The following is a 17,420-nucleotide window of genomic DNA, read 5'->3' on the forward strand; positions in this document are numbered from 1 at the left end:
TCGGACCGATGGCGGACCATGGCTGGCCCTCACGCCTTCCGAATACATCTGCAGGATCTGGACATCCGAGCCAGACAGATTCATCCTGAACCCGATCCACCAGATGCCGGGACTGAACACCTCGGCAATATCGATATGGAAAGAGCCGATGGGGTAGCGCTTGAACCTCTGCCGCTTCGGCTTGTCGCCTCCCATGTCAAGCAGTCAAGAGATACCGTGACGCGTGCCGGGCACCGATGCAGTGCCGAGCGCGTCAGATCGGGATAGATGGCTGCAGGGCAGAGAGGCGTTCGGCGCCGCAAACGATCCCCCGGATCGTTTGCTTGACGCTTGAACTCCAGCGGCAGCAGCGTGTGCCGCCGGAAAGCGATGATTGTCGCCTCCTCCGCCTCGGTCAGGATCGTCGTGCGCGGCTCCTTCGGCCCGGTCCTGAGATCCTCAACCGTCTGGCGCTTGCGCCATTTCGCAACAGTCTTCAGGTTGATGCCAAGGTCCCGGCTCAGCGTCGCGAGCGAAGCTTGCCATCATTCGGGCCGACCCTCGGACCGATGGCCGGCCAGCCCTCATTATTGCAGCTCTGACAGCGTGCTTGGTCGTGGCGCTTCCGTGACGAGCTTGTCCCATAGGGCATCCTTCCATTCCTGAGAAAGGATCGCACCATCAAACCGTCGGATCAAGCACGCGGAATGACCGACGAACTGAGCTATCTGATCGCCCGCGCCAACCGGATGGTCGAGGATGATCTGGCGCGCCGACTTCAGCCCGGCGGCCTTGCCATCGAACAGCTCCGGGTTCTCAAGGCGCTGGAACAGGACGGCCCCTCGCCCATGGGCGCGCTGGCCACGCGGGTTGTTGTCGAGCCCGCGACCCTGACCAAGATCATCGACCGGATGATATCCGAGGGGCTGGTCTTTCGGCGGGCCGACCCCAAGGATCGCCGCAAGGTGATGGTTGCCCTTGCCCCCAAGGGCATCGCGCTTGGTCGCGATCTGCGCAACATCAGCACCGCTCATGACGACCATATCGCCCAGGCCCTTCCCCAGGTCGAGCTGTCGCGCATCACGCGCATCCTGCTGGATCTGGACCTGTCCTGACATCGCCTCAGAGCGCCGGACGGCGATGCCGCGTCGCCACCTCATAGGCATGGGCCTGTGACAGCAGCGCCGCCTCGGACCAGAGGGGGCCTACGAAGATCAGCTCGAACGGCGCGCCCGAGGCGTAATGGCCCGCCGGAACCGTGACGCCGGGAAGACCCGCGATGTTCAGCTCTCCCACGGTGGTTTCCTGGATCGTCTCGGTCCCGTGCAGGGGTGGCAGTTCCTGACGCATCTGCGGAAAGGCCAGCGCGTCCAGCTGGTGATCATGAAAGACGGCGTCGATGATGCGCAGATAGCTGGCCTTCAGGGCGATGAATTCGGGCAGGGCGGGGGGACGGGTGGGGTCTTCCATCGCGGCCCGGAAATCGGGCAGGCTGTGCAAATAGGACAGCACGCCGCCGGGGCCGAAGGCGTCCTCGGCCGCGGTGGCCTGCGCGAATTCGGCAAAGGTCTTCAGCGCCGCATCCGGTCCGAGCCGCCGCAGATAGCAGCCCATGTCATAGGCCACCGATTCCATCCCCCGCGCATCGAAATTGGCCAAGGGTCCGGTCGGCTGGCGCAGATCCGCGAATCCGGTCCCGGCAAGGGGGTCGGCGATCAGGATCGCCCCGGCGGCCTCCAGCTCCGAACAGGCGCGCCGATAGAGGTCGGTCGTTTCCGCAGACAGAGGCTGGTCGCGCCAGCCCGGTCCGTACAGACCGATGCGCTTGCCCCGCAGCCCCTCGGCCGACAGGCCCGCCGCATAGCCGCCGGCGGGGATCTTGCCGGTGCTGGCCAGGGTCTTGGGGTCTTCGGCGCTGTAGCCTGCCAGAACGTCCAGGCACAGGGCCGCATCCGTGACCGTGCGTGCGATCGGGCCGACCACGTCGCGATTGGCCGACAGGGGCACCACGCCCGCATTGGGCACCAGCCCGATGGTCGGCTTGATCCCCACCAGCCCCTGCGCCGAGGCCGGGTTCTGGATCGAGCCGCCGGTTTCCTCGGCCAATCCCACCACGCACATGCAGGCGGCCACCGCCGCCGCCGTTCCCGCACTGGACCCGCCCGGCACCCGGTCGGGGATCACGGGATTGATCGTCGGTCCCGCCCAGCTGTCATTGGCATGGCTGCCGGTATGGCTGAGGACCGGGACGTTGGTCTTGCCCAGAATGACCGCATCCGCGGCGCGTATCCGGGCGACGACCGGGCTGTCGGTGGCGGGCATCAGATCGACCCCGCCGGTCCCGGAATAAAGCAGCCGCCACCCCGCCGTGGTCGGAAATCCAACCATGTCCATCGGGTCCTTGACCACGACCGGCACCCCGGCCAGAGGTCCCATGGGCTCGCCCGCCGCCAGCCTGCGGTCGATGTCGCGCGCGGTCTCCAGCGCCTTTTGGTTCTCGAAAATGATCGCGTTGACAGTGCCGTTCAGCCGCCGGATCTGCGCCAGATGCGCCTCGGCCAGCGCCTCGGCGGTGAAGGTCCCGTCGCAAAGGCCGTCGCGGATGGCGCCGATGGTCAGCCCGTCCAGATCCTGCAGGGGATCGGCCTTGGACATCGGAAGCGGTGCCCCGGTCACAGCTGCACGCCCTTGGTCAGCGCCCCGTCGATCACCAGATTGGTGCCGCTGGTGAAGCTGGAGGCGGGGCTGGCCAGAAACACCACGCCCCGGGCGATCTCTTCGGGCGTGGCCATGCGGCCCATCGGGTTCAGGCCAAGGGCGGTGGCGAACAGGTCGGGGTTGCCCGTCTCGATCTGCTGCCAGATGCCGCCCTCGAAATAGGTGTTGCCCGGAGAGACGGTGTTGGCCCGGATGCCCTTGGGCGCCAGCTTGAAGGCCAGCCCCTGCGCGTAATGCACCAGCGCCGCCTTGAAGGCGCCATAGGCCGCGCCGGTGAAATCGATCTCTCGCCCCGAGACCGAGGACACCAGCGTGATCGAGGGCGCCTTCGACGCCTCCAGCCAGGGCATCGCGGCATTCACCAGCCGTACCGAATGCATCATGTCGGTGTCGAAGCCCGCCTGCCACGCGGCCTCGTCATCGGCCACCGCCAGGGCCGAGACATTGCCGATCACGATGTCGATGCCGCCCATCGCCTGCGCGCTCTCGCTGACCCAGGCCTCCAGCGCGGCCTTGTCGGTCACGTCGACCGCCGTGCCACGCACGCCCAGATCGGCGGCTGTCGCATCGACATCGGCCTGCGTGCGGGCGCAGATCGCCACCTGCGCGCCCTCTGCCGCCAGAATTTCGGCGCAGCGCCGCCCGATGCCCTTGCTGCCGCCGGTGATCACGGCCCGTAGGCCCGTCAGTCCAAGATCCATTGTCTGCCCCTCACTTCACATAGCGCTTCAGGATCGATGCCCCGACGCTGTATTTCGGATCGACCATGTTGCCCAAGCGGACCTTGCCGCACATCGTCAGCAGCATATAGGCGTCGGCCTCGGACTGTCCCGTCTCGGCCGCCAGCCAGCGGACCAGCTCGCGATAGGCGATGCGCGAGGCATCCTCCAGCGGGCGGGCCGAGCCGATGAACATCATCATCTCCTTGGTCTCCAACTGCGGCCAGCTGTTGCCATGGCCTTTGATCAGGTCGATCTGCAATTCGACCGTGGCGGGGATCTCCAGCGCGACGCCGCACAGCTCTCCGTCGCCCTGGATCGCATGGCAGTCGCCCAGATACAGATAGCCGCCCGGCGTGTTGACCGGCAGATAGATGATCGCGCCCGGCCCCACATCCGGCAAGTCCATGTTGCCGCCGTAATAGTCGGGCTGCAGGGACGAGATCGCCTCGATCTCGGGCGAGGTGCCGATGGTGCCGATGAACGGCTCATAGGGCAGGGTCAGGGTGTCGGACCAATGCACGCCGCCCTCGTCCACAACGATTTTCTTGACCTTCTCGGGCAGGGGGGCGTTCAGCATCGCGGTGTTGCCGGTGCCGACCAGACCGCCGAATTCCGGGATCAGGCAGGTGGTGCCCACCGGCTGCGCGCCCCGCGGCGTGATCGAGATGATCCGCACCGCCAGCGCATCGCCCTTTTCCGCGCCCCGCACATGGATCGGCCCGGTCTGCGGATTGAGGAACGGAAAGTTCAGGATCTCGGACGGCTTGTCGCTTTCCGAAGTGATCTTGCCCTCGAACGCATCATGGGTTTCGACCGTCACCACCGCGCCCGGATCGACCTCCAGCACCGGCTGGACATAGGGGCCGTAGACATAGTGGAACTTGCCCTGATCGGCGATGGTGATGGTGTGGCGGTCGCCCGCCCGGCCCTTGGCGACGCCCTTGCGCGCCATGATCGAAGTGTCCAGCCAACTCATGTTTGCTCCTTCCAGCTTTTCGTTTTGCGCGCTCAGATGGTCAGATGCCGCCGCACGGCGTCGCGCGACGATATTTCGTCCGGCCCCAGTGTGGCCACGATGCGGCCCTTTTCCATGACATAGCCCCGCTGTGCCATCGACACGATCAGGTCCAGGTTCTGTTCGACCAGCAGCACTGCCACCCCCGTCTGCGCGTTCAGTTCGCGCATGTTGCGCGAGATATCCTTGATGATCGAGGGCTGAATGCCCTCGGACGGCTCGTCCAGCAGCATCAGGCGGGGATGGCTGACCATCACCCGCCCAATGGCCAGTTGCTGCTGCTGGCCGCCCGACAGGGTACCCGCCCGCTGCCGGGCGCGGTCCTTGAGGATCGGGAAGAACCGGTGGATCAGGTCGTAGTCGGGGGCCGGACGCCCTGCGCCCGCGACCTCGCCCACCATCAGGTTCTCGCGCACGCTGAGGTCGGGGAACACGTCGCGGCCCTGCGGGATATAGCCGATGCCCTGCAGGGCGCGGTGGTTGGCGCCATCCTGCGTCACGTCCTGTCCGCCAAAGCGGATGCTGCCCCCGCTGGCGGGCAACAACCCGATCAGCGTGCGCATCAGGGTGCTTTTGCCCACGCCGTTGCGGCCGATGACGGCCACGATCTCGCCCTCGTTCAGGGTCAGGTCGACGCCTTGCAGGACCTGTTCGCCGCCATAGCCGCTGCACAGGCCGGTGGTCTGCAAAAGGACGGTGTCATTCATCTGCGGCCCCCAGATAGATTTCCTGCACACCGGGATGGGCGGTGATCTGGTCGATGCTGCCTTGGGCGAAGATGGCGCCCATGTGCAGGACGGTCACGCTGTGGGCGATCTGCTGGACGAAGGCCATGTCATGTTCGACGGCCAGGATGGTGATGCCGCGCGCGTTCAGGTCGTGCAGCATCTCTCCGGTCTTGCGGGTCTCGTCGGGGGACATGCCCGCCGTGGGTTCGTCCAGCAGCAGAAGGCGCGGCTCGACACCCACGGCCATGCCGATCTCCAGCCATTGCTGCTGGCCGTGGGACAGCACGCCCGCCGGGGTCGCGGCCTCGGCGGTCAGGCTGGTGAACTCCAGCACCCGGCGCACGGTCTCGGTCAGGCTGGCGCCGTGCAGATGGTGCTGGAAGGCGATCTGAAGGTTCTGGCGCACGCTGAGCGCCTTGAAGATGCCGGGGACCTGGAACTTGACGCTGATCCCCTCGCGGATGCGCTGGAAGGACCGCAGGGGGGTGATGTCGCGGCCGCGAAAGGTGATCGTGCCGCTGTCGGGGGCATGTTCGCCCAAGAGCAGCCGGAAGAAGGACGACTTGCCCGCCCCGTTCGGTCCGATCAGGCAATGCATCGCGCCTTCGTCCAGTGCAAAGTCGATGTCGCGGGCGACGGTCACGCCGCCGAAGCGCTTGTTCAGCTTGCTGACCTGCAGGATCTGGGTCATCGCCCGGCCTTTCCGAAGATGCGCCCAAGGCGCTGCATCAGCGTCGCCACCACGCCATCGGGCGTGACCATGACGGTGAAGACCAGAAGCGCGCCCATCACGACCAGCGCATATTGGCTGCCATAGATGGTGAGGGCCTGGAACCCTGCGATGACCAGCACGCTGCCCAGGAGCGTCGCGGTGATGTCGCGCCGTCCGCCGACAGCGACCCAGACAATCGGCAGCGCCGCCGAGGTCAGCCCCATGCTGGAGGGTGTGATGTACTGCCCCCAGGCCGTGTAAAGCGCGCCCGACAGCCCGGCCAGAGCGCCCCCCAACCCGAAGGCCAGCATCTGGTACAGGCGGATGTCATAGCCCAGCATCTCGGTCCGTTCGGGGTTCTCGCGGATGGCGACCAGCACATTGCCGAAGGGCGCGTTCAGCAGCATGCGCAGGCCCAGATACACGATCACCACCATCGCCAGCAGCACGTAATACAGCGCCGTCCCGGAATAGAGGACCACGTCCCCGCCGAACCACGGCACCGTCAGGGGCGGCATGCCGGACATGCCGTTGAATCCGTTCAGCCGCGCCGTCCCGATGGCCCATTGCGGGCCTGCGGTCTGCGCCATGAACGTCTCCAGCACCAGCGTGACGGACAGGGTGACGATGCCGATGAAGACGCCCTTGATGCGGCCATAGAACATGAAATAGCCGATCAGCAGGGCGAATGCTGCGCCAAGGCCCACCGACAGGATCAGCGCCAGCCATGTCAGCCCATAGGCCGATCCGATGTTGATCGTGATGACCCCGTAGGCATAGCCCGCCAGCCCGAAGAACGCGGTCTGCCCGAAGCTCAGCGCGCCGCAATATCCCCAGACCACGCCCAGCCCCATCGCCATGAAGGTCCAGACGAGGAAGTAGGCGGCATTGCCGACCGTATAATCGTTGCTGAACAGCGGATAGACGGCCGCAGCCAGCACGACCGCCGCCATGGCGACCCAGAAGGCCGGGCCGCGGCCCATGGTCTGCGGCCCCTCCAGACGCGACAGCCACTGGCGGGCGCGCGACCGGGCGGGGGCGGCCAGGGCGTCCAGCGCCTCGGCGCGGCTCATCGCTGCCACCGCTTGACGACGGCGGACAATCCGCCGGGCATGATCCGGATGACGACGATGACGGCGACCAGCAGGCCGATCTGGCCGAAGAGCTGCCCATACCATGCGGTCAGGCTGGCCTTGATGATGGCGAGGATCGCGGCGGCAGGGGCGGCGCCCAGGAAGATGTCCGCGCCGCCCACGACCACGGTCACGAAGCTTTCCACGATGAAGGTCGCGCCCATGGTCGGCACCATCGTCATCGTCGGCGCGTAGAGCCCGCCCGCCAGCCCCGCCAGCCCGGCACCAAGGCCGAAGGTCAGTCCGTAGACGCGCCGCGTGTCGACCCCAAGCGCGCGCGCCATGGCGGGCCGCTGGATCGTCGCGCGGGCGATCACGCCGAAGCGGGTGTGGTAGAACAGCAGATAGAGCCCGCCCAGCAGCCCCACCGCCGCCGCGAACAGCACCAGCCGGTAAAGCGAATAGGACCGATCCCCCAGGGCCATGCTGCCCAAAGGCGTGCCCACCCCCTGCATGGTCGGCCCCAGCAGGATCAGCACGCCCTGCGTGGCGATCAGGCTGATCCCCCAGGTGGCGATGATGCTGTCCATGGGCCGGTGATACAGATGCCGCATCACGGTGCGCTCGAGGACCATCCCGATGGCCGCCGCCGCCAGCGCCCCGCACAGGATCGCGATCGGCAGGGCCAGCCCCGCCCGCGCGGTCGCGGCGGTGACATAGGCGCCGCACATGATGAATTCACCATGCGCCAGATTGATCACCCCCATCATCCCGAAGATGACCGCAAGCCCGGCGCAGGAGATGACCAGGAAGGCGAAGGCATCGCCGAACTGATAGGTGATGGAAAAGATCGCCGTGAAGAACTCCACGTGCCGCGCCTCCGTCGATGGATGGGTGGGGGATCCGGGCGGGACCGGCGCGGCCCCGCCCGAGGGTCCGTGTCAGGGCGCCGGGGGCGGGCTGGAGGGCGTGTATTGCGCACTGGGATCGTTCTGGGTCAGATCGCAGCCCGCATCGCCCAGCCAGTAGGGCTCGATGTTCTCCCATGTCTCGGGGAAGGTGATCGAATGGTCATCCTCGACCTTGGCCAGGAAGATGGTGTGGGACATGTGCTGGCTTTTCGGGTCCAGGCAGACATTGCCGGACGGCCCGTCGAAGCAGACATCGCCCTCGGCCAGCACCGCGCGGATCGCGTCGTGATCGGTGCTGCCCGCGCGTTCCACCATCTGCTTGTAGAGGTTGATCCCGATATAGGAATTCGCGGCTTCCTGGTTGATATAGGGCTCGTCGGGGAACATGGCGCGGAAGCGCTCGACGAAATCCTGCGAGGCGGGGCTGTCGATCTCCTCGATATAGTTCGTCGTCACATACATGTCGGCAAGGCTGGGCGGGGTGAAGCGCTTGTGCTCGTAGCCCTGTCCCACGTTGACGGACGACGCCATCGGCAGCCCGACATCGGCGGCATTCGCCTGTTCGTAATACGAGGCCTGCGCTGCACCGACCAGCAGGGTCACCACGAAGTCGGCCTCGCTTTGCTGGATGTTCTGGATGGTCTGCGAGAATTGTGACACGCCAAGCGGGATGAATTCCTCGCCCGCCATGGTGCCGCCGTTCTCCTCGACGATCTGGCGCACCCATTCGGCCGAGATCTGGCCGAAGTTGTAATCCGCCGCCAGCGTGTAGACATTGGGGCCGTAGGTTTCCATCATCCACGGGATCAGGGTCGAGAACTGCTGTTCGGGAACGGCGCCCGTCACGATCATGTTGGCATCGCAGACGCCACCCTCGTACTGGTTATTGTAGAAGGCCAGCCCGTCGAACTGGTTCACGATGGGCCGATAGGCCTCGCGCGAGGCCGAGGAAAAGCCCGCGAAGACGACATCGACCTCGTCCTGCTGCAGGACCCGGCGCATGAATTCCTGATAGCGGCGGTTGTCGGACTGGGTGTCATAGACCACCAGCTCGATCGGGCGCCCGTCGATGCCGCCCGCATCGTTGATCTCCTTGGTGGCCAGCTCGATGGCATGGACCTTGACGGCGGTGGCGGCGGCGAAATCGCCCGACTGGTCCTCGAGGACGCCGATCTTGATCGGGCCGTCCTGTGCCAGGGCGGGCTGCCCAGCCATGATGGTTCCTGTCAGCAGAGCGGCAAGCAGAGGGCGGTTCGGTGACTGTCTCATCTGGTCATTCTCCTGTTGGGGGCCGGGGTGTCGGGGCGGTCTTCGGCGGGGACCCAAGAATGCGCGGAAGGCTCCGCGGCATGAGGGGCCCGGGCCAGATGCTCGCGCGCCAGTTCGTCGATGGGCAGGCGCCGGTTCATGGCGGCCAGCCGCAGCCGTTCATATGCGTCATCATGGTTCAGGCCATGCGCCAGCATCAGGTCCAAGACCGCCCGGGTGACGATCCGGCGCCCCGCCATGCGCTGGCGCAGGCTGTGGATCTCGCGATCCGCCTTCCGACGCTGGTCGTGCTCGTTCACCGCCAGAAGCAGGGCAGTGAACACCCCGGAACTGCGGATCGGCTTCATGATGTGGCTGGCGCAGCCCTGGGCCACGACACGGGCCAGCTGGCTGGGCGCCTCGCTGCCGATCAGCGCGATGCAGGGCAGGGCGTCCGGCGCCGTGCGGGGTGGCAGCCCCTCGGTGACCAAGTCGGCCAGCACGATGTCGCTGCCCGCCAGCGCGTCAGGCAGGGCCGGGTCCTGCGGGTCGATGCTGCGCACGTCCAGGCCAAGCCTGCCCAGCACGCCGACCAGCATCTGCCGGTTGGCATCCTCGGCATGGATCACCAGCGCCCGCAGGCCACGGAAATTCTTGGTGATCGCGCCCTTCATCGCACCACCCGCAGGTGGCCGGGGGCCTGCCGGGGGGCAATGTCGCCGACGCTGGCCCAGACCAGATAGGGGTCGGGCCAGACGGGGGCCGGATCCTCGTGCAGGATGTCGAAGGTTCCGTGATCGGTCGACCGGCCGATGCGCGGGCGCAGGCAGCAATGCAGGTTGTCGGGATCGACCGTGACCAGCCCCTGCGGCGCCGCGAACCGGATGCCGCCAAGGGCTGCACGCACGTCGGCAAAGCCCGTCGACCCGGCCTTTGCCACGGCAAGCGCCAGCAGATGGATGGCGATATAGGCGGCTTCGGCATCCGCGCAGGCCCGACCCAGATGCCCATAACGGCGGTCCCATTGCGCGGTGAAGCGGTCGTTCGCCTCCGACCGGATGGTCGAGAAATAAACCGACGAGGACAGATGCCCCGCCGCGCTGTCCCCGATCATCGGCAGTTCCGCCTCGGACAGGCTGCAGCTGGCGATGGGCAGCGCACGCGGCTGGTCGATCCCTGCCGCCGCCGCTTCGGCCCGCAGCAGCCGGAAGAACTCGTAGCAGGAATTTCCGATTAGCGTCGTGAAGATGAAATCGGGCCGGTCCGACACGATCTGGCGGGCGACGGCCCGCAGATCGGTCTCGCCCACCGGGAAATACCGCTCTCCGATGACGGCGCCGCCGACCTCGGACAGGGCCTCGCGCAGGATACGGTTGTTTTCCCACGCCCAGATGTAGTTCGAGCCGACCAGCCAGCCGCGCTTGCCGTGATGGCACAGCAGATGGCGCACCAGGGGGATGATGTGCTGATTGGGGGCCGCGCCGGTATAGACGACGTTCTCGCTGGTCTCGAACCCCTCGTAATGGGACGGGTACCACAGCAGGGAGTCGTTCTTTTCGAACAGCGGCAGCACGTCCTTGCGGCTGGAGGACGTGTAGCAGCCAAGGACGTGGGTCAGCCCCCGGTCCACCAGCAATGCCTGCATGGCCTCGCCATAGGCGGACTGCACGCCTCCGGGATCGACGGCCACGGGGTGCAGCGTGACGCCAGCCTGTCGGTCGGCATTCACCTCGGCGATGGCCAGGTCCGCGCCGGCGCGCATCGACCGGCCGACGGCTGCGTAGGATCCCGTGGTCGAAAGCACGATACCGATGTCCAGCTGCCGTCTTGTCATCGCCGGGTCCCACCATACAAAAAGCCCCCATGGCGACAGGATTATCGCTCAAGGAGGCCATGTTGCCGTGCGCATCATGCGCTATGTTCAGGAATTCAGGTCGAAGCCGCATCGTTGAGGCTGACCCTAAGGACGCCAGACGGAGCAGGGGTTTGTCAATCAAAAATGACCTGGCATTTCCTCATATGAGCCGACAGTCATGGATGCTGGTTTTTTTGGCAGACGGGGCAGGGAAAAGGTGCGAACGGCACATCTGGCACGCAGTGTCCTGTGTCGGTCCCGTCTCAGATGCACGGGAACCGCCGTTGGTGTCGGGGATGACCTGAACATTGGGGCGGTCAAACGATGCGTCGTCGTAGCGGCACTGCATGACCCGATGAGTGCCGGCTTACGAGGCTGTCGGCCACGGGCTCTACACCGTTCCCAAGCATGCGCGGCTCCAAAGACCGCCGTCCACATCCGTGATGTCGATACCGGATCGTGGGGCATCAACGCCGAGCTGTTTTCCGATGGCGCGTGCCCGGGACGATGTCTGGACGTTGATCCTGGCGGGTCAGCCTATGCAGATCATCGGGCTGAATCGAGTTGCCGGTGGCGATGCTCATGCACGGCCCGCCGGTCGGCCCGGGAAAGGGTCGCCGAAGCCTTCGAAGACCGGGCGCGACAGCAGGAAGCCCTGCATCAGTTCGACGCCCAGATCGCGCAGCACGTCGAACTCGGCCGCGGTCTCGATGCCCTCGCAGATGATGGTGATGTCGAGGTCGCGAAACAGCCCGACAAGGTTGGTGACGATGGCGCGGCGCACCGGATCGCGGTCGATGCCCCGGATCAGTGCCATGTCCAGTTTGACGATGTCGGGCTGGAATTCTGACAGCAGCCCCAGATTGGCATAGCCCGCGCCGAAATCGTCAATCGCGGTCTTGAAGCCGATGCCGCGATAGGTGTGCAGGATGTTCAGCACTTGGGCCGTGTCCAGCTGTTCGGACTCGGTGAACTCGAAAATGATCCGCTCGGGGGGCAGCCCGAAGCGCTCGGCGGCGATCAGGGTCTGGCGGATGCAGGCGCGCGGCTCGTAGACCGCGTTCGGCATGAAGTTGATCGACAGCAGGGCCGGGCCGTCGGTCAGGTTCAGCCCCGCCGCCAGCTCGATCGCCTTGGAGCGGCACTGCTGGTCGAAGGCATAGCGGTTCGCCTCGGTGACCTGAGACAGCACGCTCTGGGCGCCTTCCGCATTCGGGCCGCGCACCAGCGCCTCATGCGCGAAGATGCGCGAGGCGCCGATATCGACGATTGGCTGGAAGGCCATGGAGAAGGGCAGCGCGAAGGCCGCCCCGTCCTTGCAGCCGTGGCACGTGCTGGGCATGGCAGGGGACTTTCGCGTTGGGGAGGAGGGTGCGGATCGGCGATTGTGAACAGAACAGTTTACACTGTCTGCAAATCAGGCCCCGATCAAGCCTAAAAGAGCAGACAAATCCATCAGGCGCAAGGAAGGGTCCGCTGGTGCGCCAAGCCCGTTTATCCGGCACGAAAGCGACCGCAGATCCCGCGTCTGATGTATTCTGCTGCAAGTCAACCTGGGCGTCGCGACATCTACCTACGCGGCAAATGGGCCGCTGCGACAGGCGGCACGACCATGACCCCGACGACACCACCGTGCCGCGTGAGGGTGACGCAATCGTCCCTTTTCTAAAGCACATCTGACAGGCCGGTCGGATCGCCTCAGCTCCCCCGCGTCAGCGCATGTTCCAACGCCTTGATGACCCGCGCCGTCAGCCCCTGCGGGTCCGGCGGGACGACGTCGGCCCAAGCCCGCTCCAGCGCGGCCTCGGTCGAGAAGGCCGAGGCCTTGCGGATCCGCGCCAGCTCGTCCCAGCTGACCGGGCAGGCGACCGGGGCGCCGGGGCGGGCGCGGACCGAGAAGGGGGCGATGGCGGTGGCGCCGCGTTCGTTGCGCAGCCAGTCGATGAAGATGCGGCCCTTGCGGCGGGCCTTGGACATCTCGGCGGTGAAGCGCTTGGGCTCGGACTGCGCCGCCAGCAGGGCCACGCCCCGGCTGAACAGCCGGACGGTGTCCCACCCGGCCTGGCGGCGCAGCGGCACGACGATATGGATGCCCTTGCCGCCCGACAGCATCGCCCATGACGCCAGACCCAGACCGTCCAGCCTGTCGCGCAGGTCCAGCGCGGCGCGGCGGGTGGCGGCGAAGCCCAGCCCCTCGTCGGGGTCCAGGTCGAAGACCAGACGGTCGGGCCGGTCCAGCCGGTCGCGCCGTGCGCCCCAGATGTGGAACTCGACCGTGCCCATCTGCACCGCGCCGACGATCCCCGCCGCATCGGTCGCATAGGCATGGGGGCTGGTCTCGCCCGCGCTGTCCGCGATCGCCTGGATCCTCAGCGCGTCGGGAAAGCCCTTGCCGGGGTGCTTCTGGAAGAACCGCTCGCCCGCCATGCCCTCGGGCAGGCGCAGCAGGGACAGGGGGCGGTCGGCCAGCTCGGGCAGCATCAGGGGGGCCGCGGCGGCGTAGTAGTCGGCCAGCCCGGCCTTGGTCAGGCGGGGCTTGTCGAAGATCACCCGGTTGGCGCTGCTGATCGCGATCCCGGCGGTGATGGGGCGGTCCTTCCGGGCCTGTACCGGGGGGCAGGGCTCGGACGGCGGATCGGCGCGCAGGCCCAGGAAGACGGCATGGCGCAGGCGGCCCTGGGCGGTCGTCTCGGCATAGTCGACCTCGATGCGCAGTTCGGGCGCGATCCAAGTCACGCCCGCCGCCTCGCGGCGCGGGACCTTCAGCGGGGCCGTCCCCCGCACCAGCGGCGCCATGCGGCGGGCCAGATCCGCCATCGCCTCGGCATCGAAGCCGGTGCCGACCTTGCCCAGATAGGCCAGCGCCTCCCCCTGCCGGTCCGCCACGGCCAGCGAGGCGAAGGGCCGCCCCCGGCGGTCGCTGGCCTGCCATCCGACGATCAGGAACTCGCCCCGCCGGCGGCACTTGATCTTGAGCCAGTCGCGGCTGCGCCCGCCGCGATAGGGGGCATCCACGCGCTTGGCGATCACCCCCTCGCCGCCCATGCCGCAGATCATCGCGAAGGCCTCGTCGGCCTGGCCGTGGATGATCGGCGACAGGGTTACCGCGCCCATCGGCGGCAGGGGGCGCAGCAGCTTCTCCAACGCCTTGCGCCGCTTGGTGAGGGGCAGGGCGGTCAGGTCGCGCCCGTCCAGATGCAGCAGGTCGAAGGCGACATAGCGGAACGGCCCGCCCGCCTTGATCGCATCCTGTAGGGTGCCGAAGCCCTGCAGGCCGCCGCCCGCGACGATTTCTCCGTCCAGCAGGGCGGCCTTGCAGGGCAGGTCGCGCAAAGCGGGCAGCAGCTCGGCGAAACGGTCGGTCCAGTCATGGCCCCCGCGCGTGAGGATGCGGGGCCCGCCCTGGCCCAGGGCCACCTGCGCGCGATAGCCGTCCAGCTTCAGCTCGTGCCAATGGGCACCGGCGTCGGCCAGATCGTCGGTCAGCGTGGCCAGCTGCACCGGCTGGTGCCGGGGCAGGGCGCCCGGATGCACGGGCAGGGCGGCGGGCTTGTCGGCCCGGATCGCCGCGAAGGTCCGCCCCGAGGCCACGCTGGTCCTGTGGCGCGCCACGGGGTCGCGCTGATGCGCCGCCTCGTCGTCGATCTTGACCAGCAGCCAGTTCTCGCGCTTGGCATCCGACGCCTTGCGGCCCTTCATGCGGATCAGGTTCCAGTCGCCGGTCATCCGCTGGCCGTGCAGGCGGAACTTCAGGTGCCCCTTGGACAGGCCGCGCGCGGCGGGCTCCAAGGGCTGCCACCAGCCCAGGTCCCACAGCAGGACGGTGCCCGCGCCGTAATGGCCCTTGGGGATCAGCCCCTCGAAGGTCAGGTAGGACAGGGGATGATCCTCGGTCCGCACCGCCAGCCGCTTGTCGGCGGGGTCCAGCGACGGCCCCCGCGTCACCGCCCAGGACAGCAGCACGCCGCCCCATTCCAGCCGCAGATCCCAGTGCAGCCGCGTGGCGTCGTGGTTCTGCATGGAATAGCGCAGCCCGAGGCGCGAGGGCGTGCCATCGTCGGACGGCTCGGGCGTGGCGCCGAAATCGCGCTTGTCCAGATAGATGCCAAGGCCCGCCATCAGGCGGATTTCGGCTTGGCGCGGGGCTTGCGGGCGGGTTTCTTTGCCGCCTTGGGCTTGCCGCCGTCCTTTTTCAGGCTGTCCTTCAGCGCCGACATCAGATCGACCACGTTCCCGCCTGAGGGGCGCGCCTCGTCATCGTCGCCCGCCTTGGCGCGCGGGGTCTTGCGGTTCTTCCGCTTGGCCTGGATCAGGTCGCGCAGGGCCTTGTCATAGTGGTCCCGGAACGCCTCCGCGTCGAACGGCGACGATTTGCGCCGGATCAGCTGCGTGGCGACTTCCAGCAGGTCCGCGTCGCTGGCGCCGTCCTCGATCGAGGCGAAGAGCGGCTCGGCCTCGCGGATCTCGTCCTCGTAGCGCAGCGTCTCCAGCAGCAGCCCGTCGCCGCAGGGGCGGATCGCGCAGAGATATTCGCGGCCCCGCATGGTCAACTGGCCAAGCGCGGTCTTCTTCTCGGCCCGCAGGGCGTCGCGGACGACGCGGTAGGCATCCTCGGCCAGATCGTCGGTGGGCACGACGTAATAGGGCTTGTTGTAGTACAGCGGCGGGATCTCGGACTGGTCGACGAACTGCACCAACTCTAGCGTCTTCCGGGTGTCCAGCTTGATCGCGTCGATCTCTTCGGGGTCCAGCAGCAGATAGTCGCCGCCCTCGACCTCATAGCCCTTGAGGATGTCCTCGGCCTTGACCGGGCCCAGCCCCGCCACCGTCTTCTGATAGCGCACCGGCTTGCCGGAGGGCCCGTGGATCTGGCGGAACGACACCCGCGCGCCCGATTTGGTCGCGGGATGCAGTTCCACCGGAATGGCGACAAGGGACAGGCGCAGCTGACCCTTCCAGACGGCGCGCGATGCCATGGCGATCTCCGGGTTGGCGGCGGTGAGGGTCAGACTGCACCGGACCGGGGGGCAACGCAATGCGGCGGGTGACAGGGAGACCGATCCCCAGTCCCCCCGAGGGACTATGCCCTGTCCGAAACGGAAATCCTGATGACCCTGCAGAACGAGGAAACCCGGCCTTTCGACACGATGTCAGTGGCCCTGGGCACGACCCCGCGCGCCGATCCGGCGGGTACCCTTGGCGTCGATCTGGATGACAACGGCCATATCGCCATCGATGCCATGCAGAGAACCAGCCTGGACGGTGTCTCCGCGATCGGCGACGTCCCGAACGGGATCGACCAGATCGCCGTCGCGACGGGACAGGGCGCCGTGGCCGCGAGCGCGATCCACGATGACCTGTCCGCATCCAGATCCTGACCGCCGCCACGCGGACTGCTTGGGGGGCCAAGCGACCCGGTCAGGCCTTGGCACGCGCGAAGGCCTCGGTGATGGCCCGCATGACGGCGGCCGCATCGGTCTGGTGCACCATGTGACCGCTGCCCGGGACCGGATGATAGCTGCTATGGGGGATGGCATCATGCAGCCGCCCGGACTGCGCGTCCGGATCGATCAGGCGATCCTCGGACCCGGCGACGATGACGACCGGCATGGTCAGGGTCGGATAGCGGGCCACGGTGGCGGCGACCATGGGGATCAGCAGGGCGGATTCTGCCGCCGATGCGTGCAACTGCGACGGACGCACGACCATCTCCATGGGAAAGCCGCCGAACTTCGCGGGCACCGGTGCCGGGCCGAAGATCTTGCGCAGCAGAAGGGGCCAGACCAGCCGGCTGGTCAGCGGGGCCACGGCATGGCGCAGGATGTCGCCCAGGACGGGCACGGCCGGACCCGCCATCAGCAGCATGTCCAGCCGCGGCGTCGGGTAGTAATAACCCGAGGCCAGCACGAGGCCGCGCACGATGCCGGGATGCCTCAGCGCCAGCGCGACCGCCACGGACGCGCCCCAGGAATGGCCCAGCACGACGGCCCCCGTGACCCCCATCTGCCCCAGAGCCGCGCTGACGAGATCCGCCTGCGCATCCGCGCTCCAGACCCGCCCCCGGGGCCGGGTGCTGTGCCCATAGCCGGGGCGATCAAAGACGATGACGCGATGCGTCCGGGCCGCCAGACCCACCAGCCCGCTGGAGACGAAGTCCGCGATCATGCTGCCGTTGCCATGCAGCAGCACAAGGGTTGGACCGTCGCCGACCTCGACATAGTGCAGACGCACGCCGTCCACGTCCAGAAAGCGCCCCGTCGGCGGGTTCTGCGCCTCTGCCCGTCGGGCGAGGCAATGATTGACCAGGGCGGACACGGTCAGGACGGCGGCGATCGCGGCCAGACGCCTTGCCCCCCATCGCGGCCCCGGCGGGGAATGCCGGTCAGGTGCGGCGGTCGGCGGCAAATGTCTGGTCATGCTCTGTCTCCGTCAGCAGGAAGGGACCGCCGCCCCGTTTGC

General features: G+C 67.3%; 16 protein-coding genes and 1 pseudogene. 2 read left to right on the forward strand and 15 right to left on the reverse strand.

The genetic code is table 11. From position 1 onward, the window contains the following. Positions 1–117: 117 nt before the first annotated feature. A pseudogene (locus FA743_RS11750) lies at positions 118–624 on the reverse strand (transposase family protein); the annotation flags it as partial. Between the two features lie 62 nt (positions 625–686). On the opposite strand from FA743_RS11750, the gene FA743_RS11755 reads away from it, so the two are divergent. Next, on the forward strand, positions 687–1,094 hold the full coding sequence (locus FA743_RS11755) for a MarR family winged helix-turn-helix transcriptional regulator (RefSeq protein WP_136886304.1): 408 nt from the start codon (positions 687–689) through the stop codon (positions 1,092–1,094). 7 nt (positions 1,095–1,101) lie between these two features. Here the strand turns inward: FA743_RS11755 and FA743_RS11760 are convergent, their stop codons facing one another. The 13 genes from FA743_RS11760 to ku form a co-directional block, all read right to left on the reverse strand. Further along, complete coding sequence (locus FA743_RS11760; protein ID WP_246054943.1) at positions 1,102–2,655, reverse strand: amidase; 1,554 nt, start codon at positions 2,653–2,655, stop codon at positions 1,102–1,104. Continuing rightward, positions 2,652–3,398, reverse strand: a complete 747-nt coding sequence (locus tag FA743_RS11765; protein WP_136886305.1) for an SDR family NAD(P)-dependent oxidoreductase — start codon at positions 3,396–3,398, stop codon at positions 2,652–2,654. The genes FA743_RS11760 and FA743_RS11765 overlap by 4 nt, the downstream gene beginning before the upstream one ends. A gap of 10 nt (positions 3,399–3,408) precedes the next feature. After that, positions 3,409–4,395 carry an acetamidase/formamidase family protein gene (locus FA743_RS11770; protein WP_136886306.1) on the reverse strand — a complete coding sequence of 329 codons (987 nt, stop codon included), beginning with the start codon at positions 4,393–4,395 and terminating at the stop codon, positions 3,409–3,411. 32 nt (positions 4,396–4,427) lie between these two features. After that, complete coding sequence (locus FA743_RS11775; RefSeq protein WP_136886307.1) at positions 4,428–5,141, reverse strand: ABC transporter ATP-binding protein; 714 nt, start codon at positions 5,139–5,141, stop codon at positions 4,428–4,430. Beyond that, a complete protein-coding gene (locus tag FA743_RS11780; protein ID WP_136886308.1) occupies positions 5,134–5,853 on the reverse strand; it encodes an ABC transporter ATP-binding protein in 720 nt (239 codons plus the stop codon). Before FA743_RS11780 ends, FA743_RS11775 begins: the two co-directional genes overlap by 8 nt. Continuing rightward, positions 5,850–6,947 carry an ABC transporter permease subunit gene (locus tag FA743_RS11785; protein WP_136886309.1) on the reverse strand — a complete coding sequence of 366 codons (1,098 nt, stop codon included), beginning with the start codon at positions 6,945–6,947 and terminating at the stop codon, positions 5,850–5,852. The genes FA743_RS11780 and FA743_RS11785 overlap by 4 nt, the downstream gene beginning before the upstream one ends. After that, the gene (locus FA743_RS11790) at positions 6,944–7,816 is read right to left on the reverse strand and encodes an ABC transporter permease subunit (protein ID WP_136886310.1); all 873 of its coding nucleotides are present in this window, start codon (positions 7,814–7,816) and stop codon (positions 6,944–6,946) included. Before FA743_RS11790 ends, FA743_RS11785 begins: the two co-directional genes overlap by 4 nt. Positions 7,817–7,888: 72 nt before the next feature. Beyond that, positions 7,889–9,073 carry an urea ABC transporter substrate-binding protein gene (locus FA743_RS11795; RefSeq protein ID WP_246054944.1) on the reverse strand — a complete coding sequence of 395 codons (1,185 nt, stop codon included), beginning with the start codon at positions 9,071–9,073 and terminating at the stop codon, positions 7,889–7,891. A gap of 50 nt (positions 9,074–9,123) precedes the next feature. After that, positions 9,124–9,780 (reverse strand): ANTAR domain-containing response regulator, encoded by a 657-nt coding sequence (locus FA743_RS11800; protein ID WP_136886312.1) that lies wholly within the window; start codon positions 9,778–9,780, stop codon positions 9,124–9,126. Beyond that, a complete protein-coding gene (locus tag FA743_RS11805) occupies positions 9,777–10,940 on the reverse strand; it encodes a transporter substrate-binding domain-containing protein (RefSeq protein WP_136886313.1) in 1,164 nt (387 codons plus the stop codon). The genes FA743_RS11800 and FA743_RS11805 overlap by 4 nt, the downstream gene beginning before the upstream one ends. Before the next feature lie 601 nt (positions 10,941–11,541). Then, positions 11,542–12,303 (reverse strand): EAL domain-containing protein, encoded by a 762-nt coding sequence (locus FA743_RS11810; RefSeq protein ID WP_136886314.1) that lies wholly within the window; start codon positions 12,301–12,303, stop codon positions 11,542–11,544. A 356-nt stretch (positions 12,304–12,659) separates the two neighbouring features. Further along, positions 12,660–15,080, reverse strand: coding sequence for a DNA ligase D (gene ligD / locus FA743_RS11815; protein WP_136886315.1), 2,421 nt, complete (start codon positions 15,078–15,080; stop codon positions 12,660–12,662). After that, positions 15,080–15,937, reverse strand: a complete 858-nt coding sequence (gene ku, locus FA743_RS11820; protein WP_136886316.1) for a non-homologous end joining protein Ku — start codon at positions 15,935–15,937, stop codon at positions 15,080–15,082. The genes ligD and ku overlap by 1 nt, the downstream gene beginning before the upstream one ends. A gap of 132 nt (positions 15,938–16,069) precedes the next feature. On the opposite strand from ku, the gene FA743_RS11825 reads away from it, so the two are divergent. Next, the gene (locus FA743_RS11825; RefSeq protein ID WP_136886317.1) at positions 16,070–16,339 is read left to right on the forward strand and encodes an FAD-dependent oxidoreductase; all 270 of its coding nucleotides are present in this window, start codon (positions 16,070–16,072) and stop codon (positions 16,337–16,339) included. 40 nt (positions 16,340–16,379) lie between these two features. Here FA743_RS11825 and FA743_RS11830 read toward each other — a convergent pair whose 3' ends face one another. Then, a complete protein-coding gene (locus FA743_RS11830) occupies positions 16,380–17,378 on the reverse strand; it encodes an alpha/beta fold hydrolase (protein ID WP_136886318.1) in 999 nt (332 codons plus the stop codon). Between the last annotated feature and the right edge of the window lie 42 nt (positions 17,379–17,420).

Origin of the sequence: Paracoccus gahaiensis, from assembly GCF_005048225.1 — a bacterium.
GTDB classification, from domain to species: domain Bacteria; phylum Pseudomonadota; class Alphaproteobacteria; order Rhodobacterales; family Rhodobacteraceae; genus Paracoccus; species Paracoccus gahaiensis.